23 protein-coding genes are annotated in these 23,351 nt (G+C 70.2%); 16 read left to right on the top strand and 7 right to left on the bottom strand.

Going from position 1 to position 23,351, the window contains the following annotated elements:
• Positions 1-192 precede the first annotated feature (192 nt).
• The 6 genes from OHA88_RS37575 to OHA88_RS37550 all read left to right on the top strand — a co-directional run bounded on the left by OHA88_RS37575 (position 193) and on the right by OHA88_RS37550 (position 6,361).
• Entirely contained in the window at positions 193-1,830 is a 1,638-nt protein-coding gene (locus OHA88_RS37575; RefSeq protein WP_326602284.1) for an MFS transporter, read from the top strand.
• 19 nt (positions 1,831-1,849) lie between these two features.
• Positions 1,850-2,371 carry a hypothetical protein gene (locus OHA88_RS37570; RefSeq protein WP_328629887.1) on the top strand — a complete coding sequence of 174 codons (522 nt, stop codon included), beginning with the start codon at positions 1,850-1,852 and terminating at the stop codon, positions 2,369-2,371.
• A gap of 125 nt (positions 2,372-2,496) precedes the next feature.
• Positions 2,497-2,694: a hypothetical protein gene (locus OHA88_RS37565; RefSeq protein WP_030980061.1), complete on the top strand. Its 198-nt coding sequence runs from the start codon at positions 2,497-2,499 to the stop codon at positions 2,692-2,694.
• Positions 2,695-3,079: 385 nt separating this feature from the next.
• Positions 3,080-3,742: an HdeD family acid-resistance protein gene (locus tag OHA88_RS37560; RefSeq protein ID WP_328628774.1), complete on the top strand. Its 663-nt coding sequence runs from the start codon at positions 3,080-3,082 to the stop codon at positions 3,740-3,742.
• Between the two features lie 502 nt (positions 3,743-4,244).
• Complete coding sequence (locus OHA88_RS37555) at positions 4,245-4,709, top strand: SHOCT domain-containing protein (protein ID WP_267006412.1); 465 nt, start codon at positions 4,245-4,247, stop codon at positions 4,707-4,709.
• A gap of 266 nt (positions 4,710-4,975) precedes the next feature.
• Entirely contained in the window at positions 4,976-6,361 is a 1,386-nt protein-coding gene (locus OHA88_RS37550) for a diacylglycerol/lipid kinase family protein (protein WP_328629886.1), read from the top strand.
• 166 nt (positions 6,362-6,527) lie between these two features.
• On the opposite strand, the gene OHA88_RS37545 is transcribed toward OHA88_RS37550, so the two are convergent.
• Together OHA88_RS37545 and OHA88_RS37540 are read right to left on the bottom strand one after the other, a co-directional pair.
• The gene (locus OHA88_RS37545) at positions 6,528-7,370 is read right to left on the bottom strand and encodes a hypothetical protein (protein WP_328628773.1); all 843 of its coding nucleotides are present in this window, start codon (positions 7,368-7,370) and stop codon (positions 6,528-6,530) included.
• A gap of 904 nt (positions 7,371-8,274) precedes the next feature.
• Positions 8,275-9,150: a DUF3152 domain-containing protein gene (locus OHA88_RS37540; protein ID WP_328628772.1), complete on the bottom strand. Its 876-nt coding sequence runs from the start codon at positions 9,148-9,150 to the stop codon at positions 8,275-8,277.
• A 260-nt stretch (positions 9,151-9,410) separates the two neighbouring features.
• Between OHA88_RS37540 and OHA88_RS37535 the strand changes: the two genes are divergently transcribed.
• The 3 genes from OHA88_RS37535 to OHA88_RS37525 all read left to right on the top strand — a co-directional run bounded on the left by OHA88_RS37535 (position 9,411) and on the right by OHA88_RS37525 (position 12,282).
• Positions 9,411-10,100, top strand: a complete 690-nt coding sequence (locus tag OHA88_RS37535) for a response regulator transcription factor (RefSeq protein ID WP_267006410.1) — start codon at positions 9,411-9,413, stop codon at positions 10,098-10,100.
• A 143-nt stretch (positions 10,101-10,243) separates the two neighbouring features.
• Positions 10,244-11,695: a sensor histidine kinase gene (locus OHA88_RS37530; protein ID WP_328628771.1), complete on the top strand. Its 1,452-nt coding sequence runs from the start codon at positions 10,244-10,246 to the stop codon at positions 11,693-11,695.
• Entirely contained in the window at positions 11,692-12,282 is a 591-nt protein-coding gene (locus tag OHA88_RS37525) for a hypothetical protein (protein ID WP_328628770.1), read from the top strand. Before OHA88_RS37530 ends, OHA88_RS37525 begins: the two co-directional genes overlap by 4 nt.
• A 60-nt stretch (positions 12,283-12,342) precedes the next feature.
• Here OHA88_RS37525 and OHA88_RS37520 read toward each other — a convergent pair whose 3' ends face one another.
• From OHA88_RS37520 to OHA88_RS37510, 3 genes are all read right to left on the bottom strand, one after another.
• Positions 12,343-13,332 carry a glutathione S-transferase family protein gene (locus OHA88_RS37520; protein WP_328628769.1) on the bottom strand — a complete coding sequence of 330 codons (990 nt, stop codon included), beginning with the start codon at positions 13,330-13,332 and terminating at the stop codon, positions 12,343-12,345.
• A complete protein-coding gene (locus tag OHA88_RS37515) occupies positions 13,310-14,794 on the bottom strand; it encodes an MFS transporter (protein ID WP_443044390.1) in 1,485 nt (494 codons plus the stop codon). Before OHA88_RS37515 ends, OHA88_RS37520 begins: the two co-directional genes overlap by 23 nt.
• 137 nt (positions 14,795-14,931) lie before the next feature.
• Positions 14,932-15,378 (bottom strand): DUF7144 family membrane protein, encoded by a 447-nt coding sequence (locus OHA88_RS37510; RefSeq protein WP_443044322.1) that lies wholly within the window; start codon positions 15,376-15,378, stop codon positions 14,932-14,934.
• A 150-nt stretch (positions 15,379-15,528) separates the two neighbouring features.
• On the opposite strand from OHA88_RS37510, the gene OHA88_RS37505 reads away from it, so the two are divergent.
• The 3 genes from OHA88_RS37505 (at position 15,529) to OHA88_RS37495 (ending at position 17,262) form a co-directional block, all read left to right on the top strand.
• Positions 15,529-16,110 carry a helix-turn-helix domain-containing protein gene (locus tag OHA88_RS37505; RefSeq protein ID WP_328628767.1) on the top strand — a complete coding sequence of 194 codons (582 nt, stop codon included), beginning with the start codon at positions 15,529-15,531 and terminating at the stop codon, positions 16,108-16,110.
• A gap of 14 nt (positions 16,111-16,124) precedes the next feature.
• Entirely contained in the window at positions 16,125-16,706 is a 582-nt protein-coding gene (locus tag OHA88_RS37500) for a GNAT family N-acetyltransferase (RefSeq protein WP_328628766.1), read from the top strand.
• Positions 16,707-16,773: 67 nt separating this feature from the next.
• Positions 16,774-17,262 carry a glutathione peroxidase gene (locus OHA88_RS37495; protein ID WP_328628765.1) on the top strand — a complete coding sequence of 163 codons (489 nt, stop codon included), beginning with the start codon at positions 16,774-16,776 and terminating at the stop codon, positions 17,260-17,262.
• 158 nt (positions 17,263-17,420) lie between these two features.
• Here the strand turns inward: OHA88_RS37495 and OHA88_RS37490 are convergent, their stop codons facing one another.
• Entirely contained in the window at positions 17,421-18,647 is a 1,227-nt protein-coding gene (locus OHA88_RS37490) for an acyl-CoA dehydrogenase family protein (protein WP_326602301.1), read from the bottom strand.
• A gap of 185 nt (positions 18,648-18,832) precedes the next feature.
• Here OHA88_RS37490 and OHA88_RS37485 point away from each other — a divergent pair, with 185 nt between their 5' ends.
• Positions 18,833-19,483: a TetR family transcriptional regulator gene (locus OHA88_RS37485; protein ID WP_030976491.1), complete on the top strand. Its 651-nt coding sequence runs from the start codon at positions 18,833-18,835 to the stop codon at positions 19,481-19,483.
• A 39-nt stretch (positions 19,484-19,522) separates the two neighbouring features.
• Here OHA88_RS37485 and def read toward each other — a convergent pair whose 3' ends face one another.
• The gene (gene def, locus OHA88_RS37480; RefSeq protein WP_328628764.1) at positions 19,523-20,068 is read right to left on the bottom strand and encodes a peptide deformylase; all 546 of its coding nucleotides are present in this window, start codon (positions 20,066-20,068) and stop codon (positions 19,523-19,525) included.
• Between the two features lie 114 nt (positions 20,069-20,182).
• Here def and OHA88_RS37475 point away from each other — a divergent pair, with 114 nt between their 5' ends.
• The 3 genes from OHA88_RS37475 (at position 20,183) to OHA88_RS37465 (ending at position 23,350) form a co-directional block, all read left to right on the top strand.
• Complete coding sequence (locus tag OHA88_RS37475) at positions 20,183-21,421, top strand: Mur ligase family protein (RefSeq protein WP_267006401.1); 1,239 nt, start codon at positions 20,183-20,185, stop codon at positions 21,419-21,421.
• A 34-nt stretch (positions 21,422-21,455) separates the two neighbouring features.
• Positions 21,456-22,184: a type 1 glutamine amidotransferase gene (locus OHA88_RS37470; RefSeq protein ID WP_267006400.1), complete on the top strand. Its 729-nt coding sequence runs from the start codon at positions 21,456-21,458 to the stop codon at positions 22,182-22,184.
• 140 nt (positions 22,185-22,324) lie between these two features.
• On the top strand, positions 22,325-23,350 hold the full coding sequence (locus OHA88_RS37465) for a 6-phosphofructokinase (protein WP_030921961.1): 1,026 nt from the start codon (positions 22,325-22,327) through the stop codon (positions 23,348-23,350).
• Position 23,351: the final 1 nt, after the last annotated feature.

Raw genomic sequence — 23,351 nt, 5'->3', positions numbered from 1 at the left:
CGCCCACCGGTAGCGGCGCAGGCAGGCGCCAGGGGCGGCCCTCCCCCGTGACGGGTGAGGCGCGGGGTGCCCGCGTCGGGTGCGATGGAGAAACGTACGTCGGAGGCGATCGCAGGAACGCGCAACATCTGCCGGTCGCCGGCCGACCGGCTCCGCCGGCGTACTGGGCCCGATTCGGCGAGGTGGGACAGCGTGAAGCACTGGTGGGCCCTGGTCGCCCTCGGTACGGCCCAGTTCCTGATGGTTCTGGACACCTCAGTCATGAACGTGTCCATCAGCCAACTGGTGGAGGACTTCGACACCGAGGTCACCGCCATCCAGGCCGTCATCACCCTGTACGCCCTGGTCATGGCGGCATTCATGATCGTCGGTGGCAGGCTCGGAGACATCCTGGGGCGGCGCCGCATGTTCCTCGTGGGGCTGGTCGTCTACGGCGTGGGATCCGCCCTGACCGCCGTGGCGCCCACGCTGTGGGTCCTCACGCTGGGCTGGTCCGTCATCGAGGGACTCGGCGCCGCCATGGTGCTGCCGGCCATGGCGGCCCTGGTGGCGGAGTCGTACCCCGGCCGGGACCGGGCCGTCGCCTATGCGGTCATCGGGGGTCTCGCCGGCGCCGGGATCGCGGTCGGCCCGATGCTGGGCGGCTGGATGACGACGTACCTCACCTGGCGGCTCGTCTTCGCCGGCGAGGTCGTGATCGTCCTGGCCGTCCTGCTGTGCCGCCGGGTGATCCCCACGCCCGCCCAGGCCGGACCGCGGCCGAGGCTCGACGGGGTCGGCGCGGCGCTCTCCGCGGTCGGGCTGGCGCTGGGCGTGCTCGGCGTGCTGCAGAGCAGTACGTGGGGCTGGGTGCAGCCCCGCAACCCCCCTTTCACCGTCTTCGGCTTCGCCCCGACACTGTTCGTCGTCGGCGCCGGCGTGGCCGTCCTGGCCGTCTTCCGGCACTGGGAGCGGCGGCGGGAAGACCGGGGCACCGACCCCCTCGTGCACCTGTCCCTGCTGAGAAGACCCGTGCTGCGGGCCGGCCTGATGACCCTGCTGAGCCAGAACCTCATCCTGCTGGGACTGTTCTTCGCCATCCCGCTGTACCTGCAGGTGGTACAGGGTTTCGACGCCTTCCAGACGGGCCTGCGCCTGCTCCCGGTGTCCGCCACCATGCTGGTGACCTCCCTGTGCGCGTCCCCGCTGGGGCGGGTGATGGGGCCGCGCCGGGTGGTACGGCTGGCCCTGGCGATCCTGGCGGCGGCCGTCGTGTGGCTGCTGGCCACCATCGACCCGGTCATCGACGACGTGCAGTTCGCCGGGGCGATGGCCCTGCTGGGTGTGGGCATCGGCCTGCTCGCCTCGCAGCTCGGCAACATCGTCCAGTCCGGCGTCGGCGAGGAGGAACGCAGCGAGGCGGGAGGACTCCAGTTCACCGCCCAGAACCTGGGCTCGGCGCTGGGCACCGCGCTCATCGGATCGATCCTGGTCGGCGCACTGGCCCACGCCTTCACCACGCAGGTCGCGGACGAACCGCAGCTGTCCGCGGAAACCCGCGAGCAGGTCGGTGTCCGCCTCGAGGCCGGGATCACCTTCGTCTCCACCGACCAGGTGCGTTCGGCGGCCGAGCGGGCCGGACTGCCACCGTCCGAAGTCGAAGCCGTCACGGACTCCTATGCCTCGGCGCAGCTCGACGGTCTGAAGGCGGCGATCCTGGCCACGGGCGGCGTCGCGCTCGTCAGTTTCCTGATCACACCGCATCTGCCGACGGCACGGAGCGGCCGCCCGCCTGAGCCCGGCTCCGGTGCCGCTCCGGCCGGGGCGAACGGATCCACGGACCGAGCGTAAGGGGCCACCGGTGCACAGGATGAGAGCCGAGGGCGGGCCGACGGACCGGAAGGCGCGCCGTGCCGAACGCCGGGCACGCGCCGACTACACGGGTGGCGTCTACGGCTCCATGCTCGCGGCCTCCGTGGTGATCGGTGTCGGCTCCCTGGGGTCGTTCCCCCGCGTCGAGCTGGTCCTGGTGCTGCTGCTCACCGGCGTGGTGTTCTGGATCGCACACGTACATGCCCATCTGTTCGGAGCACGGCTCGCCCAGCACGCTCCGGACCGTCGGGGGATCCTGCTCGTGTGCCGTGCCGAGTGGCCGATCGTCAAGGCCGCTGTCCCGCCGGCCGCCGCGGTGGCCGTCAGCCCGCTCCTGGGGCTGGACGTACGCGGTGCCCTCTGGCTGGCACTGTCCGTAGCCGTCGCAGGGCAGGTGGGCTGGTCCGTCGCCGCGGCCCACCGTGCCGGCGCCTCACGGCGGCTGGTGGCCATCACCGCGTCGGTCAACCTGCTGCTGGGCCTGCTGATCATCTCTTTCAAGATCTTTCTGACTCATTGAGTCACCTGCACGGGGTGAGGTCCGTGAGGTACGCAGCGGCGGAGGATCGCAGGGACGGGTGCCGTCCGCCTGTCCCGAGCCAGTAGGTGAAGAGCGTCCAGGTAAGTCCGGTGGGAGGACCGCTCGTGCGTTACGAGATCCGAGTCGAGGGACACCTCTCGGAGACGCTGGCCAACGCGTTCCCGGAGCTGGACCACGTGGTGATGTCCGGCCAGACCGTCCTTTTCGGCACGGTCGTGGACGAGGCTCATCTGTACGGCCTGCTGACTCGCTGCCAGTCGCTGGGTCTGCGCGTCATGGAGATGCGACAGGTTCCGGAGTGAGAGTGGCGGGCGATGCGGGCCGTCGTGCACGACCTCTCGCCTCAGGGCGGCTCCGCCCACCACCGCCCCGTATATCCGGGGGGCCTGGGCCGCGTCGCAGAGTCCCGCCCGGCCCGCCCGGCGCACGGCGCGATTTCAGGCCACGGCGTGGGGCAGCGCGATGCGCCGACAGATCACCCGTGGCGGGTGACCCCGACACCCGGTGGCAGGCGTGACAGTGAAGCCAGAGAGGCTGCGCACAGCACACCGTCTCTCGTGCACGCGCACCACCCGGCGTCCGACGCACACCGCCCCGGCGGCCGTTCCCGCACACCGCTTGGATTCCCACCCACACCGCCCGGCGGCGGATGCGAAGGCGTCCGGCCGTTCCACGGAAGGAGGAGCCATGACCATGCCGCGTAACCCGGCATCGCCTACCGGGCCGGAACACCAGCCCGACGGGGAGGTCCCCAGTCCGGCGGATGGAACCGCATACGCGCTCACACGGCTCGGCGGTTCCTGGACCTGGCTCCTGGGCTCGGCTGTCGCGACGCTCGTACCGGGCGTCCTGGTCATGGTCTGGCCAGAGGCGACCTTGCACGTCCTGGCCGTCCTCGTCGGCCTGTACCTACTGGCGACCGGAGCGTTCCGGTTCGTAGCCGTCTTCGCACGTCAGGGGCACGAACGGCTGCCCGGGCTCCTGCTGGCGGTGCTGTACGTCCTGGCCGGGGTCCTCTGCCTCCGCAACCCGCTGCAGACGATCGCCGCGCTCTCGCTGGTCGTCGGGGTCGTCTGGCTCGTGTCCGGGATCCTCACCCTCTACACGGCCCTCACGGCCGAGGACCTGCCGCACCGCGGCGTCGTCCTGGGAGCGGCGGTGCTCGCCATCGTCGCGGGGATCGTGGTCCTCGCCCTGCCGACCGAGTCGGCCCGGGCCCTGACCCGGCTGCTCGGCCTCTGGCTGATCCTGCTCGGTCTGGCCGAGGCGGTGGTCGCCCTCGCCTGGCGGGCCGCGTTCCGCCGAGCACGCCCCCCTCGCAGACCGGGCACGCCCGCCGCCACGGCCTGACCGCACCGGTCGCGGAAGGAGCAGCCATGGCCCCGACCACGTCCTCTGGTCCGCCGGACTCCGGCGGACTCCGGCGGACCCGCGAACCGGCAACCCGTCTTCACCGCCGGGGAACGAGCGGAGTACGAGCGCCTGCGACGCCACACGGCGGTACACCACCGGCGGGTACGCCTGGCCGGGTCCTCCGGCCTCCTGGTGCCGGCCCTGCTGCTCGCACCCCTGGCGTCGTCGCGGCCTGGGTCCAGGAGACCGTCTCCGACACCGGCCGGTACACGGAGACCGTCGCAACCGCTGACGTCCGGACCGGCCGTGCAGAAGGCCGTGACCGACCGGCTCACGGACCGCGTGGTGGCCGGCGTGGACGTGAAGGCGGGTGACGGACTCGCTCGCCGACGCCGTCCGCACTCACCCGCGCCGGGTGAGGCCGCGCCGACCGAACCGTGGGCACGCTGAAGGTGCCAGAGAACGGCTGCCGGGCTCGCGCCCGGAACGGAGGACGGACATGAGCGCGCAGACCTACCTCGCGTACGACTACCCCCTGCTGGGCGCCTTCTGGACCATGCTCTGGATCTTCCTTTGGATCATGTGGTTCGTCCTGCTCTTCCGGATCTTCACCGACATCTTCCGCGACGACACGATGAGCGGCTGGGTCAAGACCGGCTGGCTGGTGCTCTGCATCGTCCTGCCCTTCCTGGGCGTGTTCGTCTACGTGATCGCCCGGGGCAGGAACATGGGCCACAGGGAGGCTGCGCACGCGCGAGCGCAGCGGGAGGAGTTCAACGCCTATATCAGGAAGACGGCGGCCGACGGCCGGTCCAGCAGCGTCGACGAGCTCGCCAGGCTGTCGGAGATCCGTGACCGGGGCGGCATCACGGACGAGGAGTTCCGCAGGGCGAAGGAACTGGTGCTGACCGGACACGGCAGCCCGGCGGAGCACGCGGGCCCGACCTCCGCCTCCGGCCACTGACCATTCACACACCACGGATCGAGGCTCGAGATGACCTCGACACACCTCGACACACACCCGGCCGGCACACACGGATCATCGCCGACTTCCTCTCCCTGCCGTACCACCCGGTGTGGCCGGTCGTGTGATCGCGATGTCGGGCTTCATCATCTGGGCCCTTAGCGTGGCTCAGCGCGGCAACATCCACGACCTGTCGGAGGAACGTCCGACGCACAAGGCGTGAGACGGAAGCGGAGGGCCGACAAGTGGGGCCACAGAGCGGGGATATCAGAAGGGGGCGAAAGGCAAGGGCCTCGACCTCGCGCGAGGGCGACGCCGGACGCGCCCGCCTCGCCGTGCTCGCCCTGCTGGGCAGCATCCTGGTGCCGCTCGTCGCCGCCGGGCTGCGGAGCGTTCTGTGGGCGCTGGCCGGCATAGCCGCACTGGCACTCGCCGCCGTCGGGGTGTGGTGGACCCTGGCGCACACCGGTGCGCTCCGTGCCCTCGGGGCGGCTCTGTCGGTGACCGCGCCGGTCGCTGTCCTCGCCCTGTATGCCACGTTCGGCATGCTGGGGCCGGCCTTGCTGTCCCTGAGCCTGTGGCTGCTGGCCGTCACGGCGGCACGGACGGCCCTGACACGTGGTCACACCGCGTCCGAACAGGCTGTCGCCGAGGCGCCCCACGCCCCCTGGGTCCTTATGAATCCGCGCTCCGGCGGCGGCAAGGTGGGACGTTTCGACCTGGTCGAGAAGGCCCGGGCTGCAGGCTGCCGGGTGGCCCTGCTCGACGCAGGCCAGGATGTCGCCGGGCTGGCCCGGCAGGCCGTCGCGGAGGGAGCCGATCTGCTGGCGGTGGCGGGCGGCGACGGCACCCAGGCGCTGGTGGCCGAGGTCGCGGCGCGCCACGACCTGCCGTTCGTGGTGATTCCCGCCGGCACCCGCAACCACTTCGCCCTCGATCTCGGCCTCGACCGTGACGATCCGGCGGCCGCCCTGGAAGCCCTGACCCTCGGTGTCGAACTCCGCATCGACCTCGGGTACGCCGCGGACCGAGTCTTCGTCAACAACGCCTCGTTCGGCACGTACGCGTCCGTCGTCACCGACCCCGCGTACCGGGATGCCAAAGCCCGCACAACCCTGCGAACCCTCCCCGGCCTCCTCACCGGCGAGGACGCGCCCAGACTGCGGACGCGGGCCGACCGGACGTACGTCGATGCACTTCAGGCGCTGCTCGTGAGCAACAATCCCTACGGACGTGCCGTCGACGCGGCCCATCCGGGGCGCAGGGAGCGGCTGGACTCGGGACTGCTCGGTGTCGTGTGCGTGCGGGTCGGCAACACCGCTCAGGCGGCGCGCATGGTGCGCGGTCCGCGGCGGTCCGGGGGACTCGTCCGGCTGAGCGCCGGCATGGTCGTCGTCGATGCCGACACGGACACCCTCCCTGTCGGCATCGACGGAGAACATGTCGTTCTGCCGTCACCAGTCGTGTGCCGCAGCGCGCCCGGGGCACTCCGGGTCCGCGTGCCACGCCGTCGCCCCCACGCGCCGCGGATCAGGGGGGCGGCGGCCGACTGGCCGCGCGTGGCACGGCTGGCACTGGGCCGTCTGTTCCCGGGCCGGGAACAGCACGAGCCTCCCGCCTCGGGGCTGGTTCATGGCGGCCGCGACAGCTGATTCGGGCAGACTCGGCCCTTCAGACCCCGCTCTTCATGGACCTGGCCATCGTTGGTCCAGTTCTTGCCGGCCTCTGGGCTCGGCCGTGTGGAACGGTGCGCTGGTGGCTGACGTGGGCGCGGAAGGAGCGGAGCATGTTGTTCTTCCATCCTGAAGCCGTCCCTGCCTATGGGTGTTCACCGAGTTGGAGGAGGCCGGCGAGGGAGAAGCACAGGGCGCCGGTGAAGGTACCCCAGGTGGCGATGTCGGCGTTGACCAGGCTGCCGGTGGCGGGGCGGGTGAAGGCGGCGACCGCCGAGGCCATGAACAGGACGGAGCCGATCTGGTTGACGGCAACGATCCACCAGCCGAGATTGCGCATGCGGACGCAGGGCCGGCCGTGGCAGGTCTCGACGAAGCCCAGGTGGCCGGAGACCAGGAAGAGGAGACAGCCGATCACGTCGGGCGCCCAGATCAGCCGGTTGACTTGCTGCACGTTCAGGCCCTGCAGAAAGGAGTCCAGCAGATTGACGGCGAAGACGAGTGTGCCCGCGAAGAGGGCGAACGTGCTCAGCCAGTCCACCCGCATTGGCTCGTAACTCCACCACCGCCAGCGGCGAGTGACCAGCAGCCCATCGCCGCCGCCGACGTGGCGGGGCGCGTTGATCACCTGGAGCAGCGAGACGTACCCGCCTGTGTTGAAGAACAGGCCGCCCGCAAAGTAGACCGAGGCGCACTCGGTGGCGTCGCTGGAGCCGATCTGGGCGACAGCCGCGCCGGCCGCGAAGAGTGCCCCGCCAATGACGAAGGCGATCGCGGCGATGGCGTTGAGTCGGCGCAGCCGGATGATGGCAACGGCGTCCGCACGGGTATACCGAGTGGCCGCCGCACCGAGAGGACGGACGGCAAGTACTCCGCGCCGCCGCGCGAGCCGGGACTCCCACACAGCGGTGCCGCCGCCGGGAAGGTGCCAGGTGAGCCGGGTGGTGAACGGTCCCGCGCCCTCGGCGCGCTGCTCAAGCTGCCCCACGCGCCGAGCCTAGACGTCGGGCAGGATCGGAAAGCGGTCGAAACGCCGTCCTGCCGAGCCGTCGCTGCAGCCTGCGGGAGTGCGGCATGGAACCCGGCCTCGGCGGCGGGAAGCGGAGCGCGGCCGGCTCATGCGGGCCGGATGGCGGCGATACGGCCCTCTTCCTCGCGCTGATGGGTAGGCGTCGCTCAGTGCCGCGCCACCACAGCAGGCGGCCGTAGGTGCAGATGATGACGAGCGTGGCTTCGAGGACGACGTAAACGCTCAGGACGACGAGCGGCTGGGTGATGGCGTTGCCGTCGAAGCAGAGGGTTCATTTCCTGAGTGGTTTATCCGTATTAGTCCGACAGTCGAGGGATGTCGGGACAGTGACCAAAGGCATGGAGGTCGGCACAAGGCCCGAATGCGAACCTCGCTGCCTGCCACGGTGCCCTGGGTGGAGTACGCCCGCTGTCGGGCGCTGGTGGCCGCCCGTAGCCTCCAAGAGACACGGTAGGACGATCGCAGCGAACTCCTTCTCGACGGCAACGCGGCTCAGAAAGGTCCGCCACCTGATGGACCTGTGCCTCGCCCACTGCTCGAACCGACAGCACCGGCGCGTCTTCGCAACGGAGACACGCGCTGTGAGCCGACCTTGACGACCAGGGCGTTGTCACTGAGTCCAAGACTGGAATCCGCGGGTGATGGCCGCTGGTTCGGACTATGACCGAGCTGAATGCCGGTTTGCGGCTGCCCGCCAGGTGTTGCCCCGACCCGGGCCGCAAAGCGGCCCGATCCGAGTGCGCACCGTCAGTGGGCCAGGCACGGCTTGCCGGCCGACGGAGCGTATGAGGGGGCTCGCAGCAGCCGCGATCATCTCCCGCCGGCCCCGCAACGTCGGGGGAGACGACTGGTCGCCGCCCGTTCACGGCATGTGCGGCCCGGAGACGAAGTGACCACTCTTGTCGTAGGGCCAGGCGTTGGCGATGCATCCGTGCAGGCCCTTGATCTGTTGCATCATCACGGGGGCCAGTTGGCCGGGACCTGCGCAGGTCATATGGGTGTGGCCCAGGAAGTGCCCCATCTCGTGGTTGATGATCAGCGCCCGGTAGTCATGGATCGGACCGTTGAACGTGGGCGAGCCCTTGACCCAGCGCTTGAGGTTCACCACCACGCCGTTGCGAATCTCGCAGTTGTACTCACCTCGGGTGTCCTGGTGGATGCCCGCCCAGCACAGGGCGTCCGCCGTTCCCGGTGTCGCGATCTGCACCTTGAGGTCGTAGGGCTCCCCCGCGCTCACCAACTGGAACGAGGAAACCCCGTTCTGGGTCCAGCCCCGGGGAGCGGCAAGTATGTCGGCGATCTCGTTCGCCGCTTGGGCCGGCGAGATGTCGAGCCCGGTCTCGACCTGCACCACGTAGCGGAGCAGATGCGAACCATGACCGACTTTCGCGCCACTCGCACGCGCGGTGACGAACGTGCCGGTGCCCGTCGAGGGGACGTCGATCCTGGTGGGAGTCGGCGTCGGGGTGGGCGTCGGGGTGGGCGTGGGCGTCGGGGTGATGTGCGCGGTGCTCCGCGGACGCGGTGCACTGCTCGACGCGTCGCTTCGCCCGCCGTCCAGGAAGAACGCCGCGGAGCCGAGGAGGCCGGCGGCCACCAGTATGCCGACCAGATAGCGTCCGCCCCGGTGGCGCGGACGGCCCCGGCGGTGGGAGGACCGGTACTGACGGCCACCGCGGTGGGAGGCCACTGCTCTGCCGGTGGGCGGTGCGGATTCCCGCTCTCGTGCCGAATGCATGGCAGCCGAGACTCGTCATGTCAGATGATCGCCATTGGTTCGGATGATCACGAAAGAGTAACGAGTGGTTTGTCGGCGACTCCCACCGCTTCGGACCGGGCTACCGGCAGGTCGGCCGGTTCGACGGGGTCGTCCGCCCGACGGCACGCCGACCGGAAACCGCCCGCACATCCCCATCCGTTGTGATCTTTCTGTAACAGCTCCCGAAGGGGCCCCTCCTCCAGGACAGTCACCGAACACGATCTGTGCATACTGTCAAAGTGCCACGAGTCCTACTTGTCGAAGATGACCCAGATGTCCGCAAGGCTGTCCAGCTGGCGCTGCGACATCAGGGGCACGACGTATGCGCCGCCGGAACGGGTGAAGAGGGATTGGAACAGCTCCGCCCCTTCCATCCGGACGTCGTCGTGCTCGACCTCATGCTGCCCGGCATGTCCGGCCTCGACGTATGTCGGCGGATCAGGGATCGCGACCAGGTGCCGATCATCATGGTGACCGCCAAGGGGGACGACATCGACGTGGTCGTGGGGCTGGAGGCCGGCGCTGACGACTACGTGGTCAAGCCCGTGCAGGCCCGGGTGCTCGACGCGCGAATACGGGCCGTACTGCGCAGGCAGGACGCGTCGGTCTCCGACGCTGTCCGCCCCAGGGCGGAGTCGCACGGTGAGCTGGTCATCGACCGGGCCGGACTCGTGGTGACACACCGCGGTGAACCCATCGCCCTCGCCCCCTCCGAGCTTCGGCTGCTGCTGACCCTGTCGGCCTCGCCCCGACAGGTGTTCAGCCGCCAGCAGCTGCTGGAAGCGGTCTGGGAGCACAGCTACCACGGCGACATACGACTCGTGGACGCCTGTGTGAAGCGACTGCGCGGCAAGCTCGGGGAGCTGGGCGGGGATCCCCGGTACATCCAGACCGTTCGCGGCTTCGGTTACCGCTTCGGTATCCAGTGAGTGGCCAGGGATCCGTACGGGCACGAGAAGGCGTACGGAAACGCGAGGCCGTCGCAGCCGGGCAGGGATCCAGGCCGACGGGGTTCCTTCGGGCGGTCCTGGCGCAGGTACCGCTTGCGCTGCGAGGCCTGCGCTCCCGCCTGGTGGCGGCCTTCGCCCTGGTGGCTGTGGCCAGCGCCCTGAGCACCGGAGCCCTCGCCTTCCGGGAGGCGCGTACGGGGGTGCTGCAGCAGAGCCAGGACGCCGTCATCCGGCAGTTCCGGACCAGCGTCGACGCCGTGGCTGTCTACACTCCCCTGGCGCCGAGCCGGTCGGACTTGCAGGTGGCGGTGGACCAGGTGCTCCGCGCCAACCAGTCACAAGGGTGGCAGGTAATGGCCACGTACCGCAGCCTCCGTGCCTACACGCCGGGTGACGTCTCCAACAAGCTGAGCCCTGAACTGCGCCGGTCCGTGGGAACCACACGTGCCGCGGTGTTCCAGCGGGTGAACACCGACGGGCATCCCTATCTCGTCGTCGGACTGCCGGTCACGTACAACTCCGGCGAGGGCACGGAGTCCAAGCTCTCGGGGCTCGTGATGTACCTGGTGGTGCCGCAGAACACCGAACAGGCTTACGTCGAAGCGATGGTCAGCGCCATCGAACACGCCACCCTGGTGGCGCTGGGCCTCGCCGTCGTCCTGGCGCTGCTGGCCGCGAGCGGCGTCCTCCGTCCCGTACGGGCCTTGCGCCGGGCGACGCGTCGGATGGCCGAGGGGCACCTCGATGTCCGGCTGGCCGTCAACGGCTCCGACGAACTGGCCGACCTCTCGCGATCCTTCAACCACACGGCGGCCGCACTGGAGGAGTCGGTCGCGGAGTTGCGGCGCCTGGAGGCCCAGGCGCGCCGCTTCGTCGCGGACGTCTCCCATGAACTGCGCACGCCGCTGGCGGCGATGTCGGCGGTCACCGACGTGCTGGACGAGAAGGCGCTGCGCTTGGACCAGGAGACCGGCGAGGCGTTGCAGCTCATCAGTGAGGGGACCAGTCGGCTCAGCGTGCTGGTGCAAGACCTGATGGAAATCTCCCGCTTCGACGCGGGCGCGGCGGAACTCAACCTGGACGAGATCGACTTGGCCGATTTCGTCCAGCACACCCTCGCCTCTCGGGGGTGGCAGGGCCAGGTGGAGACCCACCTGCCGCCACCAGGCGTGCTGAGGACGCGTGTGGACCCGCGCCGGCTCGACGTGGTGATGGCCAACCTGGTCGGCAACGCGCTGCGGCACGGGGCGCCGCCGGTGCGGCTGGGCATGGGCGTGAGGAAGGAGCCGGCGGACATGGCGTGGGCCGTCATCGAGGTGACCGACAACGGACCGGGGATTGCCGAGGAAGCCATGCCGCACATCTTCGAACGCTTCTACAAGGCGAGCACCACACGGACCAGAAGCGAGAGCAGCGGGCTGGGCCTGGCCATCACGGCGGAGAACGTGTACCTGCACGGAGGACGCGTCAGTGCGGCGAACCTGCCCGAGGGTGGCGCGGTGTTCACGGTCGAACTCCCCCTGCAACGCGACTCCGCGGCCGCCGCCGACGACGCCACCGGGAGTGCCCGGTGAGGGGCTCACGCGTGGCGGGACTGCTGGCCGGGCTCACGGCCGCGCTCACGCTCTCGGCGTGCGGAGTCCCCCCGTCCGACGTCATCCAGGCCGGCGAACCGGCGAGCGGCATGGTCTCTCCCAGTCCAAAGTCCTCGGTGCCGGCCGTCATCCCCCTCTATTTCCTGCACAAGGGTGATCTGACGCCTTATCTCCGCAAGATCGGCGACGCCGGGGACTTCGGGGCCGTCGTGCGCCTGCTGTTCGACGGACCGACCACGAGCGAGGCCGTGGCGGCCACCACGGAGCTGCCGCCTCTGACGGGTATACCGAAAGTGGCGATCGGCGACGACAAGACCTTCTCCATCCAGCTCCCCAAAGATGTCCCTCCCCTCAGCCGCCTGGCCATGCGGCAGTTGGTGTGCACGGTGGCTCACGTGACCATGCCGTCCGCCGCGCTGCCCGGGGACGCGAATCAAGACGGCGCCACTGCGGCTCCTACCGTCCATACACAACGCTCCCCCGCCCACACGAGCGTCCATGTGCTCGGTGACGGATGGACGATGACGCAGTCGGACGACTCGTGTCCCGACCCTCTTCAGCCGTAGGAGGGGTCCGGGCACGACCCCGGTACCGGTGGAGATCATTGTTCGACCGGTCTGTGGCCCCTACGTGGGTGGGGTGCCGTCGCCGAAGGGGCGGCCGCCGAGCTGCTCGCGGTGGTGCGGCGTCCGCCAGCCCGAGAGGTCGGGGCCCAGGGGCACGATGCCGGTGGGGTTGATGCCCGTGTGCACCCGGTAGTAGTGCTGCTTGATGTGGTCGAAGTCGACGGTGTCGCCGAATCCGCGGGTCTGGAACAGGTCCCTGGCGTAGGCCCAGAGCACGGGGTTCTCGGTCAGTTTCGAGCGGTTGCACTTGAAGTGCCCGTGGTAGACGGCGTCGAAGCGCACGAGTGTGGTGAACAGCCGGATGTCGGCCTCGGTGAGCGTGTCCCCCACCAGGTAGCGCTGGTCCCTGAGGCGTTCGGATACCAGGTCGAGTCTGCGGAACACATCGTGGTACGCGGCTTCGTACTCCTCCTGACCGCTGGCGAATCCGGCCCGGTACACGCCGTTGTTCACGTCACGGTAGATGCCGCCCATGACCTCGTCGATCTCGTCCCGCAGCCGTTCGGGGTAGAGATCGGGCGCTCCGGGCCGGTGCAGTGCGGTCCACTCGGTCGCGAAATCCAGGGTGATCTGCTGGAAGTCGTTGGTGACGAGCTTCCCGCTGGGTACGTCCACGATCGCGGGCACGCTGACACCGCCGGGGTAGCCGGGTTCGCGCGCTTCGTACGCCTCGCTGAGATATGCGATACCGAGCACCGGGTCGCGGCCGCCCTCGTCCAGGGTGAAGCGCCAGCTGCGGTCGTCCTGGATCGGGTCGGCCACGGCGAGCGACAGGGCGTCCTCCAGGCCGAGGAGCCGCCGGGAGACGAGTGCCCGGCTCGCCCAGGGGCAGGCACGGCTGACGACCAGCCGGTAGCGGCCCGCCTCGACCGGCCAGCCGTCGCGGCCGTCGGCAGTGATCCGGTCGGCGAAGTGGCTCCTGGACCGCTTGAACGGCTTGTGTCCGTACGCCGCGTTGCCGTCCGGCTCACTGCCGGTGGGGGGGCTCATCGTGGTCTCCCTTCCAGTCGGACGGGCCGGGGCCGGACAGGCCGTGGGCACGTCTCGTGTTCCGCCGGGAGATCCCCACATCGGTCACCGCCAGGACGAGAGCGCCCAGCACGAAGGCGGCGGAGACGATGAGCCCGCTGTCGAACGCGGTCCTCCAGCCGGCGGAGGGCAGCCGCGCGAAGAAGACCGAGCCGACCGCGGCGATCCCGATCGCCGAGCCGACGCGCTGGCCGGTCTGGAGCGTGCCCGCGGCGCTCCCGCCGCCGACCACCGGCACCTGGGACAGGGTCAGGGTCAGGTTCGGGGCGATGACCAGGCCGCTGCCCACACCCGCCAGGAGCAGCGGTGCGGCCATCGCCCAGGCGACGCCGCTGCCCGGGACCAAGTGCACGGCGAACACGGTGGCGCCGAGTCCGACGACCACCATGGACAGCCCCACGGCGACCAGCGGTCGCCCGTAGCGGCTTACCATCCGGCCACCTGGTCCGGCGGCGGCCGCCGCCCCCAGAGCGAACGGTGTGATGGCCAGTCCGGCCTCGAGGGCGGTGCAGTGCAGTCCTGCCTGAAGGTAGAGAGTGCTGATGAAGAAGATCGAGGTGAATCCGGCGAAGTACAGCAGGCTCAGCAGACAGCCCAGCCAGTAGGAGTGCATCCGGAACAGCGACATGTCCAGGACGGGCACGGTTCCACGCCCGCCGCACCGGGCCTCCCAGCAGGCGAAGACGCCGAGCAGCACCACGGCCACGGCCACCAGCAGCCACTTCCCGTCGCCGGGCCACTGCTGTGCCTGGATGAAGGGCAGCAGCAGGGCCAGCACGCCCGCACCGAGGAGGAGTACGCCGACGGGATCGAGGTCCCTCGGCCGTACGCGGCCCGCTGCCGGTGTGTCCGGGAGGAGGCGCCGGGCGAGCAGGAAGCAGACGAGGCCGAGCGGCAGGTTGACGAAGAACACCCAACGCCAGCCCCCCTCCCGTCCCGCCGCCTGGATCAGCAGCCCGCCCAGCAGGGGGCCGACGGCGGTCGAGACAGCGACCACCGTGCTGAACATGCCGAAGGCGCGGCCCCGCTCCTGGCCGGAGAACATCTGCTGGATCAACGCGGAGATCTGCGGCGAGATCAAGGCTCCGCCGAGGCCCTGAACCACCCGGGCGACCACCAGCCAGAAGCTGGACGGGGCGGCTCCGCAGGCCACCGAAGCCAGCGTGAACACGGCCAGCCCCGCGAGGAACACCTCACGGCGCCCTCGGGCGTCGCCCAGCCGCCCGGCGGGGATGAGGAGGAGCCCGAAGGCGAGGGAGTAGCCGGACAGGACCCACTGCAGATCGGATTCCGGACTCCGCAGGTCGTTACGGATCGACGGCAGGGCGACGTTGACGATGGACACGTCCAACAGCGTCATGAAGCCCGCCACCAGGCACACGGCAAGTGCCTGCCAGCGGCGGGGGTCGAGCGCCGGGGCCATCTCGCTCTCGCGCCCCGCCGCGCCTCCCTGGGACGTTGCGCTCTCCTGCATGACTCGCACACTAGGCGGCGAGTCGCGATTCCTCACCCGTGACAGGGCCGACTGCCGTAACGGTCGCCCCGCCGGGCACGTCCGGGTCAGGCCGTCGAGCCTTGGCCCGCTTCACGGTGCATGCCCGTGCACAGCGCCCAGACGATGAAGATGTTGACGGCCACCAGCGTCATGGCCCACAAGGGGTAGTACGGCAGCCACAGGAAGTTGGCGATCGCGCCCAGCCCGGCGACGACCACACCGAAGTAGCGCGCCCACAGGGCTCCGGTGAGCACGGCGCAGCCGGCGAGGACGATGACGATGCCCAGGATGAGGTGGACCCAGCCCCAGCCCGACAGGCTGAACTGGAAGACGTAATGACGCGTCGTGACGAACAGGTCGTCCCTGGCGATGGCCGCGATCCCCTCGAGGATCGCCATCACTCCGCCGAAGATCATCAGGGCTGCCGCGAGAACGGTGGTACCGGATGTGGGCCCATGCCATGGGGCGGGTCCGGCGGTTCCCGCTTTGGGTTTGGTGGCGTCACTGGTCATGTCGGCCTCCTTGGGCGGCAGAGCCATCCGGCCGGCCGAGCAGGCCGGACCGGCGCGATCCCCCGTCTCAGCGTGGCACGACGGCCCTCCCTCGGCATTCCGGCCGATCACACCCACGAGCTCTCTCAGATCAGGGATAAGATCTCTGGCGTGAGAGAGTCCGGAGAGGTGGAGCCGACGTCCGTCGATGCCCGGCTGGCAGCCCGGCTGGGTGAGCTCCGCACCGAGCGCGGCTGGTCCCTGGACGAGCTGTCCCGGCACAGCGGTGTCAGCCGCTCGACGCTGTCGCGCCTGGAGCGCGGCGAGCTGAGCCCGACCGCCGCCCAGCTCGGGCGGTTGTGCACGGTCTACGAGCGGACGATGTCACGGCTGCTGACGGAGGTGGAGGCGGAGCCCCCGCAGCTGGTGCGCGCCGAGCGGCAGCCGGTGTGGCGGGACGAGGCGTCCGGCTTCGTGCGCCGCTCGGTCTCGCCGCCGCACGCCGGCCTACGTGCCGAGATCGTCGAGGGGACGCTCGACACGGGCGCCGGCGTCGCGTACGAGCAGTCGCCGGTGCCCGGTCTGGAACAGCACATCTGGGTACTGGAGGGAACGGTGGAGATCACCGTCGAGAACACCGTGCACACCGTGCGCGAGGGCGACTGTCTACGGTTCCGGCTGCGCGGCCCTTCGCACTTCCACTGCCCGGGCCCGGGCCCGGTCCGCTATGCCGTGCTGATCGTTCTGCCGTGAAAAGGACCCGAGTCATGACCGAAGCCACTCACCTCGCCGCATCCACTCCTCACATCGAAATCGTCTCCGTCTCCGGACCCGAGCTGATCACGTACGCCGACGAGCTGGCCGCTCTCCTGGTGGAGACCGTGGACGGCGGTGCCTCGGTGGGGTTCCTGGCGCCGCTCGACCGCGGTGCGGCCGCCGCCTGGTGGCGGGGGCGCGCCGCCGCGGTCGACGCGGGCGACCAGCGCGTCTGGATCGCCCGGGACGGCGAGCGGGTGGCGGGAACCATCGGCCTGAACCTGACCTCGTTGCCGAACGCCGGTCATCGCGCCGAAGTCACCAAGGTGATGGTGCGCCCATCGATGCGGGGCCGGGGGCTCGGACGCGCGCTGCTCGCCGTCGCCGAGGGCGCGGCCGCCCAGGCCGGTCTGACACTGCTGGTCCTGGACACCGAGACCGGCAGCCCCGCCGAACGGCTCTACCGCTCGGCGGGCTGGACGGAGTGCGGATCCATTCCGGACTACGCCCGCGACCCGGCCGGGGCCCTGAAGCCGACCACGATCTACTACAAGGCGATCGGGACAACCGGGCAATCGACTTCGTGCCGATGAGGCGGTGGGCATAACAATGACCGGGCAAGCCGCTTGCACTGAGTAAGACACTTACAAGGAGACCCTCATGACGCTGTACGACATTCCCCTCCACACACTGACCGGCGAGCCGACCACCCTTGGCGCGTACCGCGGCCAGGCGGTCCTGCTGGTGAACGTGGCCTCCCGGTGCGGGCTCACCCCGCAGTACGCAGGCCTGGAGCGGCTTCAGAAGACGTACGGGGACCGCGGCTTCACCGTGCTCGGTGTGCCGTGCAACCAGTTCGCGGGCCAGGAGCCGGGGAGCGCGGAGGAGATCCAGACGTTCTGCTCGACGACGTACGGGATCAGCTTCCCGCTGCTGGCGAAGGTCGACGTTAACGGTGACGGGCGGCACCCGCTGTACGCGGAACTGACGCAGCTCGCGGACGCGGACGGCGAAGCGGGCGACATCCAGTGGAACTTCGAGAAGTTCCTGATCTCCCCGGCCGGCGAGCCGGTGGCCCGCATCCGCCCCCGCACGGAGCCGGAGGCCCCGGAGCTCGTGACGGCGATCGAGGCCCTGCTCCCCGCCTGACGGGCAGCATGGTGCCGGGCGGGCCGAGGGCCGGCCCGCCCGGCACGATCTCGACTCCGTCGGCGCAGCATCGAGCCCGCCGGGTGATCGAGGACAGAGCGGGGGCGGAGGCACCGCAACCATCCCGGCGCCCCCGCACCCCACCCACGCGGCACCGGCTAGCGAATCGGCATGCCCGACAGCGTGCGCGCGATCACCAGGCGCTGGATCTCGCTCGTGCCCTCGAAAATGGTGTAGATCGCCGCGTCCCGGTGCATCCGCTCCACCGGGTACTCGCGGGTGAAGCCGTTGCCACCGAGGATCTGGATCGCCTGCGCGGTGACCTTCTTCGCCGTCTCACTCGCGTACAGCTTGGACATCGAGCCCTCGGCGGACTCGAACGGCTTGCCCGTGGTCGCCATCCAGGAGGCGCGCCAGACCAGCAGCCGGGCCGCGTCGATCTGCGTACGCATGTCCGCGAGCTGGAACGCGATGCCCTGGTTGTCGATGATCGGCCGGCCGAACTGGGTACGGGTCTTGGCGTAGTCGAGCGCGACCTCGTACGCCGCCCGGGCGGTGCCGACCGCCATCGCGCCGACCGCCGGGCGGGACGCCTCGAACGTGGCCATCGCCGCGTTCTTCACACGCTCGCCGCCGGACTGCGCGCGCTCACGGGCCCGCGCCAGGCGCTGGTCCAGCTTCTCCTTGCCGCCGAGCAGGCAGTGCCCGGGGACCCGGACGTCCTCCAGAACGACCTCCGCCGTGTGCGAGGCCCGGATGCCGTGCTTCTTGAACTTCTGGCCCTGCGAGAGGCCGGGGGTGTCCGGCGGCACGATGAAGGAGGCGTGGCCCTTGGAACCGAGCTCCGCGTCGACCACGGCGACGACGACATGGACATTGGCGATGCCGCCGTTGGTCGCCCAGGTCTTGGTGCCGTTCAGCACCCACTCGTCCTTGGCCTGGTCGTACACCGCGCGGGTCCGCATGGAGCCGACGTCCGAGCCCGCGTCCGGCTCGGACGAACAGAAGGCGGCGACCTTCACATCGTTCGCGTCGCCGTACATCTGCGGGATCCAGGTGCCGATCTGTTCCTCGGTGCCGTTGGCGAGGACGCCGACGGCCGCCAAGCCCGTACCGACGATCGACAGGGCGATGCCCGCGTCGCCCCAGAACAGCTCCTCCATCGCCATCGGGATGCCGAGCCCCGTCGGGTCGAAGAACTGCTGGGCGTAGAAGTCGAGGGAGTAGATGCCGACCTTGGCCGCCTCCTGGATGACGGGCCAGGGCGTCTCCTCACGCTCGTCCCACTCCGCAGCGGCCGGGCGGATCACATCCGCGGCAAAACCGTGAAGCCAGTCACGGACCTGCTTCTGGTCGTCGTTGAGCTCGAGCGTGAACTCGGCCATGTTCCCCTCCATGCACTACCGTAAAAACAAGTCGTTACTTGCGGTAACGGCAGTCTGTTACCGACTAGTAGCCTGTGTCAACCGGTCAGGCTCCGTTCGGCACCACCGCTGGGCAGGGTGTTACGTTGCGCAGGCGTAACGGACTCGCATGGCCAGATGCACGGCCAGGGGTGGGGAGAGGCGACATGGAGACCACACGACAGGCCGAGCGACAGCGGACCGCGGCCGAGCAGCGCCGCAGGGAGCTGCTGGAGGCCGCAGACCGCGTGGTGCTCAGGGACGGGCCCAAGGCGTCGATGAACGCCATCGCGGCCGAGGCCGGGATCACCAAACCCATCCTGTACCGGCACTTCGGCGACAAGGGCGGCCTCTACCGCGCGCTCGCCAAACGCCACACCGACGCCTTGCTGAGCGCACTGCGGGCGGCGCTCGACGCCCCCGCCGAACGCCGCCAGCGGGTCGAGGCGACGCTCGACACGTATCTCGCGGCAATCGAGGCCCGCCCGCAGGTCTACCGCTTCCTGATGCACCCGTCCGACGACGCGGCGCCCTCCCCCGAGCAGGGCTTCGACGTCGGGCGGCACTCCGCCCCACTGCTGCGCCGGCTGGGCGAGGAGCTTGCCCTGGTGATCGCCGAGCGGGTGGACCTGGGGCCGGACAGCCAGGAGATGGCCCGCATCTGGGGCCACGGCATCGTCGGCATGATGCACGCCGCAGGCGACTGGTGGCTGAGTGAACGCCCTTGCTCACGCGCCCAGTTGGTGCGCAGCCTGGCCGATCTGCTGTGGGGCAGGCTGGCCGCCGTGGGCGACCGGCCGGGCGGTCCCGGATTCTGACGTCCGCCGGCCGGGATTCTGTCAGGCGCTCGGTCGCGGTCAGTCGGTACGCCCCCACGGCGCCCGGCGGGCCGCGCGCAGCACCCTCGCCCGGCGCAGCCCGGTCAGCCGGTCCGTGTAGACGGAGCCTTCGAGGTGGTCGCATTCGTGCTGCAGACAGCGGGCGAACCAGCCGGTGCCGTCGACCCGTACCGGCTCCCCCTCGACGTTCACGCCCTCGACCACCGCATGGTCGAACCGCGGGGTGGCGGCCTCCAGGCCGGGCAGCGAGAGACAGCCCTCCGGTCCGCGTACGGTGATGCCGTCCACCTCGACAAGTTTCGGGTTGACGAGATGCCCGAGGTGACGGACGTCTTCGTCGTCCGGACAGTCGTAGACGAACACCCGCAGCGGGACGCCGATCTGGTTGGCGGCGAGCCCGACCCCCTGCGCCGCGTACATCGTGGCGAACATGTCCTCGACCAGCCGGGCGAGCGAGGGCCCGAAGTCGGTGACCTCCTCGCAGGCACCGTGGAGCACCGGGTCGCCGAGCAGGGTCATGGCACGGACGAGTCCGGAACTGCCGGGGATCGGGCGGTTTCGCATGGCCGTAAGAGTACGTTCCACGTGACCTCCACGTTCCTGGCGGTGCCGCGGTGCGGTCGCCGTGCCGGACATCGATAGGCTGGGCGCGGACCGATGCAAGGAGGATCTAGGACGATGGCAGGCAACACGGAGCCGTTGTCGCCGCGCGCCAAGCTGGCGGTGACGGCGGGCAAGGCCGCTGCGGCGGTGTCGCGCGCTGCGGGGCGCGGCAGCGGATCGGTGATCGGCGGCCGGGTGGCGCTCAAGCTCGACCCCGACCTGCTGGGGCGACTGGCGCAGCACCTGGACGTGATCCTCGTGTCGGCGACGAACGGCAAGACGACGACGACCCGGCTGATCGCCGAGGCGCTGCGGGCCGCGGGCCCGGTTGTGTCGAACGCGCTCGGCGCCAACATGCCCGCGGGCATCACCTCCGCCCTGGCCGGTGGCTCGGACGCGAAGTACGGCGTGATCGAGGTCGACGAGAAGTACCTCGCCGGTGTCGCACGGGACACGACCCCCAAGGTGATCGCGCTGCTCAACCTCTCGCGCGACCAGCTGGACCGCGCCGCGGAGACCCGGATGCTGGCCGAGAAGTGGCGTGAGGGACTGTCCGGCTCGAAGGCCGTGATCGTCGCCAACGCCGACGACCCGCTGATTGTCTGGGCGGCGTCCTCCTCCCCCAACGTGGTGTGGGTCGCGGCCGGTCAGGCGTGGAAGGACGACGCCTGGTCCTGCCCGTCCTGCGGCGGTGTGATGCAGCGCCCCGGCGACGACTGGTTCTGCGGCGAGTGCGGTTTCCGCCGCCCCGCGCCGAGCTGGGTGCTGCACGGCGACTACGTCCTGGACCCGCACGGTTCGGCATGGCCGATCCACCTGCAGCTGCCCGGCCGCGCGAACAAGGCGAACGCCACCAGCTCGGCCGCAGTCGCCGCCGTCTTCGGGGTGCCTCCGCAGGTCGCGCTGGAGCGCATGTATCAGGTGCAGGCCGTCGCTGGCCGCTACGACGTGGTCACCTTCCTCGGCCGTGAGCTGCGGCTCCTGCTGGCGAAGAACCCGGCGGGCTGGCTCGAAACGTTTTCCCTCATCGACCCGCCGCCCACGCCGGTGATCCTCTCCGTCAACGCCCGTGGCGCGGACGGCACGGACACCTCGTGGCTGTGGGACGTCGACTACACCCAGCTCGCCGGCCACCCGATCTTCGTGCTCGGTGACCGCAAGCTGGACCTCGCGGTCCGCCTCGAAGTGGCCGGCCTCGACTTCCGGGTCTGCGAGAACCTCGACGAGGCCGTGCAGCAGGCCCCGCCCGGCCGTATCGAGGTCATCGCCAACTACACCGCCTTCCAGGACCTGCGCCGCCGTGTCGGCAACTGATCCCGGCCCCGGCCACCTCCGGAGAGGACGAAGCATGAGCAACAACGGTCTGCGTCTGGTCTGGGTCTACCCCGACCTGCTGAGCACCTACGGCGACCAGGGCAACGCGCTGGTCGTGGAACGCCGGGCCCGGCAGCGCGGTCTCGACGTGCAGCGCGTCGATGTGCGCAGCGACCAGCCGATCCCGACGTCCGGCGACATCTATCTGATCGGGGGCGGTGAGGACCGGCCGCAGCGGCTCGCCGCGGAGCGGCTGCGCCGCGACGGCGGTCTCAGCCGGGCCGCGTCCAACGGCGCGATCATCTTCTCGGTCTGCGCCGGCTACCAGATCCTCGGCCACGAGTTCATCAACGACCTCGGTGAGCGCGAGCCCGGTCTGGGGCTGCTCGACGTGGTCTCCACCCGCGGCGAGGGGGCCCGGTGCGTCGGTGACGTACTGGCCGACATCGACCCGCAGCTGGGCCTGCCGCCGCTGACCGGTTTCGAGAACCACCAGGGCATCACCCATCTGGGCCCGACGGCCCGGCCGTTCGCCCGGGTGCAGTTCGGCCGGGGCAACGGCACGGGTGACGGCACCGAGGGCGCGTACAACGACACGGTCTTCGGTACGTACATGCACGGGCCCGTGATGGCCCGTAACCCGATGATCGCGGACCTGCTGCTGAAGCTGGCCCTCGACGTCAACGCGCTGCCGCCGACGGACGACCGTTGGTACGAGGCGCTGCGCGCCGAGCGCATCGCCTCGGCGACCCAGCCCGCATGACGGACCATTCGCTCAACTGAGCGGAGTCCAGCAGGCGGACGCCTGGTTCGGTCCCGCCACCCTGCGCCGGTAGGGTGGCGGGGATCCAACCGGACGACGTGGTCCGGTCGTCGGCCCACGTTGCAAAGGTTTCCCGGGCAATGCGAATTGGTGTGCTCACCTCCGGCGGCGACTGCCCCGGCCTCAATGCCGTCATCCGTTCCGTCGTGCACCGCGCGGTGGTCGACCACGGCGACGAGGTCATCGGCTTCCACGACGGGTGGAAGGGCCTCCTCGAGTGCGACTACCGCAAGCTCGACCTCGACGCGGTCGGTGGCATTCTCGCCCGCGGCGGTACGATCCTCGGCTCCTCCCGGGTCCAGCCCGCGCATCTGCGGGGCGGCGTCGAACAGGCCAAGGGCCATGTCGCCGATCTCGGTCTCGACGCGATCATCCCGATCGGTGGCGAGGGCACGCTGAAGGCGGCCAATCTGCTCTCCGAGGCGGGGCTGCCGATCGTCGGCGTACCGAAGACCATCGACAACGACATCGCGTCGACCGATGTGACCTTCGGCTTCGACACCGCGGTGGGTGTCGCCACCGAGGCCCTCGACCGGCTGAAGACCACCGCCGAATCGCACCAGCGGGTGCTGATCGTGGAGGTCATGGGCCGCCACACCGGCTGGATCGCCCTGCACTCGGGCATGGCGGCCGGTGCGCACGCCATCGTCGTGCCGGAGCGCCCCTTCGACATGGACGAGCTGACCGAGCTGGTCGGCAAGCGTTTCTCGGCGGGCAAGAAGTTCGCGATCGTCGTGGTCGCCGAGGGCGCCAAGCCGCGCGCCGGCTCCATGGAGTTCGAGCAGGGCACCAAGGACATCTACGGCCACGAGCGGTTCGCAGGGGTGGCCACCCAGCTCTCCATCGAGCTGGAGCAGCGCCTCGGCAAGGAGGCCCGCCCGGTGATACTCGGCCATGTGCAGCGCGGCGGCACCCCGACCGCGTACGACAGGGTCCTGGCGACCCGCTTCGGCTGGCACGCGGTCGAGGCGGCGCACCGCGGCGAGTTCGGCATGATGACGGCGCTGCGCGGCACGGACATCACGATGGTGCCGCTGGCCCAGGCCGTGGAGACGCTGAAGACGGTGCCGGCCGAGCGGTACGCCGAGGCCGAGTGCGTGCTCTGAG

The organism is Streptomyces sp. NBC_00353, from assembly GCF_036108815.1.
Lineage (GTDB): Bacteria > Actinomycetota > Actinomycetes > Streptomycetales > Streptomycetaceae > Streptomyces.
This window is presented reverse-complemented; position numbering and strand designations above follow the sequence as displayed.

Bases quoted from the DNA above. Each gene is read 5' to 3' on its own strand.
- OHA88_RS37570 (WP_328629887.1), top strand. From the start codon at position 1,850: ATGAGAGCCGAGGGCGGGCCGACGGACCGGAAGGCGCGCCGTGCCGAA.
- OHA88_RS37560 (WP_328628774.1), top strand. From the start codon at position 3,080: ATGACCATGCCGCGTAACCCGGCATCGCCTACCGGGCCGGAACACCAG.
- OHA88_RS37555 (WP_267006412.1), top strand. From the start codon at position 4,245: ATGAGCGCGCAGACCTACCTCGCGTACGACTACCCCCTGCTGGGCGCC.
- OHA88_RS37540 (WP_328628772.1), bottom strand. From the start codon at position 9,150: ATGCATTCGGCACGAGAGCGGGAATCCGCACCGCCCACCGGCAGAGCA.
- OHA88_RS37520 (WP_328628769.1), bottom strand. From the start codon at position 13,332: ATGAGCCCCCCCACCGGCAGTGAGCCGGACGGCAACGCGGCGTACGGA.
- OHA88_RS37515 (WP_443044390.1), bottom strand. From the start codon at position 14,794: ATGGCCCCGGCGCTCGACCCCCGCCGCTGGCAGGCACTTGCCGTGTGC.
- OHA88_RS37510 (WP_443044322.1), bottom strand. From the start codon at position 15,378: ATGACCAGTGACGCCACCAAACCCAAAGCGGGAACCGCCGGACCCGCC.
- OHA88_RS37500 (WP_328628766.1), top strand. From the start codon at position 16,125: ATGACCGAAGCCACTCACCTCGCCGCATCCACTCCTCACATCGAAATC.
- OHA88_RS37495 (WP_328628765.1), top strand. From the start codon at position 16,774: ATGACGCTGTACGACATTCCCCTCCACACACTGACCGGCGAGCCGACC.
- OHA88_RS37490 (WP_326602301.1), bottom strand. From the start codon at position 18,647: ATGGCCGAGTTCACGCTCGAGCTCAACGACGACCAGAAGCAGGTCCGT.
- OHA88_RS37485 (WP_030976491.1), top strand. From the start codon at position 18,833: ATGGAGACCACACGACAGGCCGAGCGACAGCGGACCGCGGCCGAGCAG.
- def (WP_328628764.1), bottom strand. From the start codon at position 20,068: ATGCGAAACCGCCCGATCCCCGGCAGTTCCGGACTCGTCCGTGCCATG.
- OHA88_RS37475 (WP_267006401.1), top strand. From the start codon at position 20,183: ATGGCAGGCAACACGGAGCCGTTGTCGCCGCGCGCCAAGCTGGCGGTG.
- OHA88_RS37470 (WP_267006400.1), top strand. From the start codon at position 21,456: ATGAGCAACAACGGTCTGCGTCTGGTCTGGGTCTACCCCGACCTGCTG.
- OHA88_RS37465 (WP_030921961.1), top strand. From the start codon at position 22,325: ATGCGAATTGGTGTGCTCACCTCCGGCGGCGACTGCCCCGGCCTCAAT.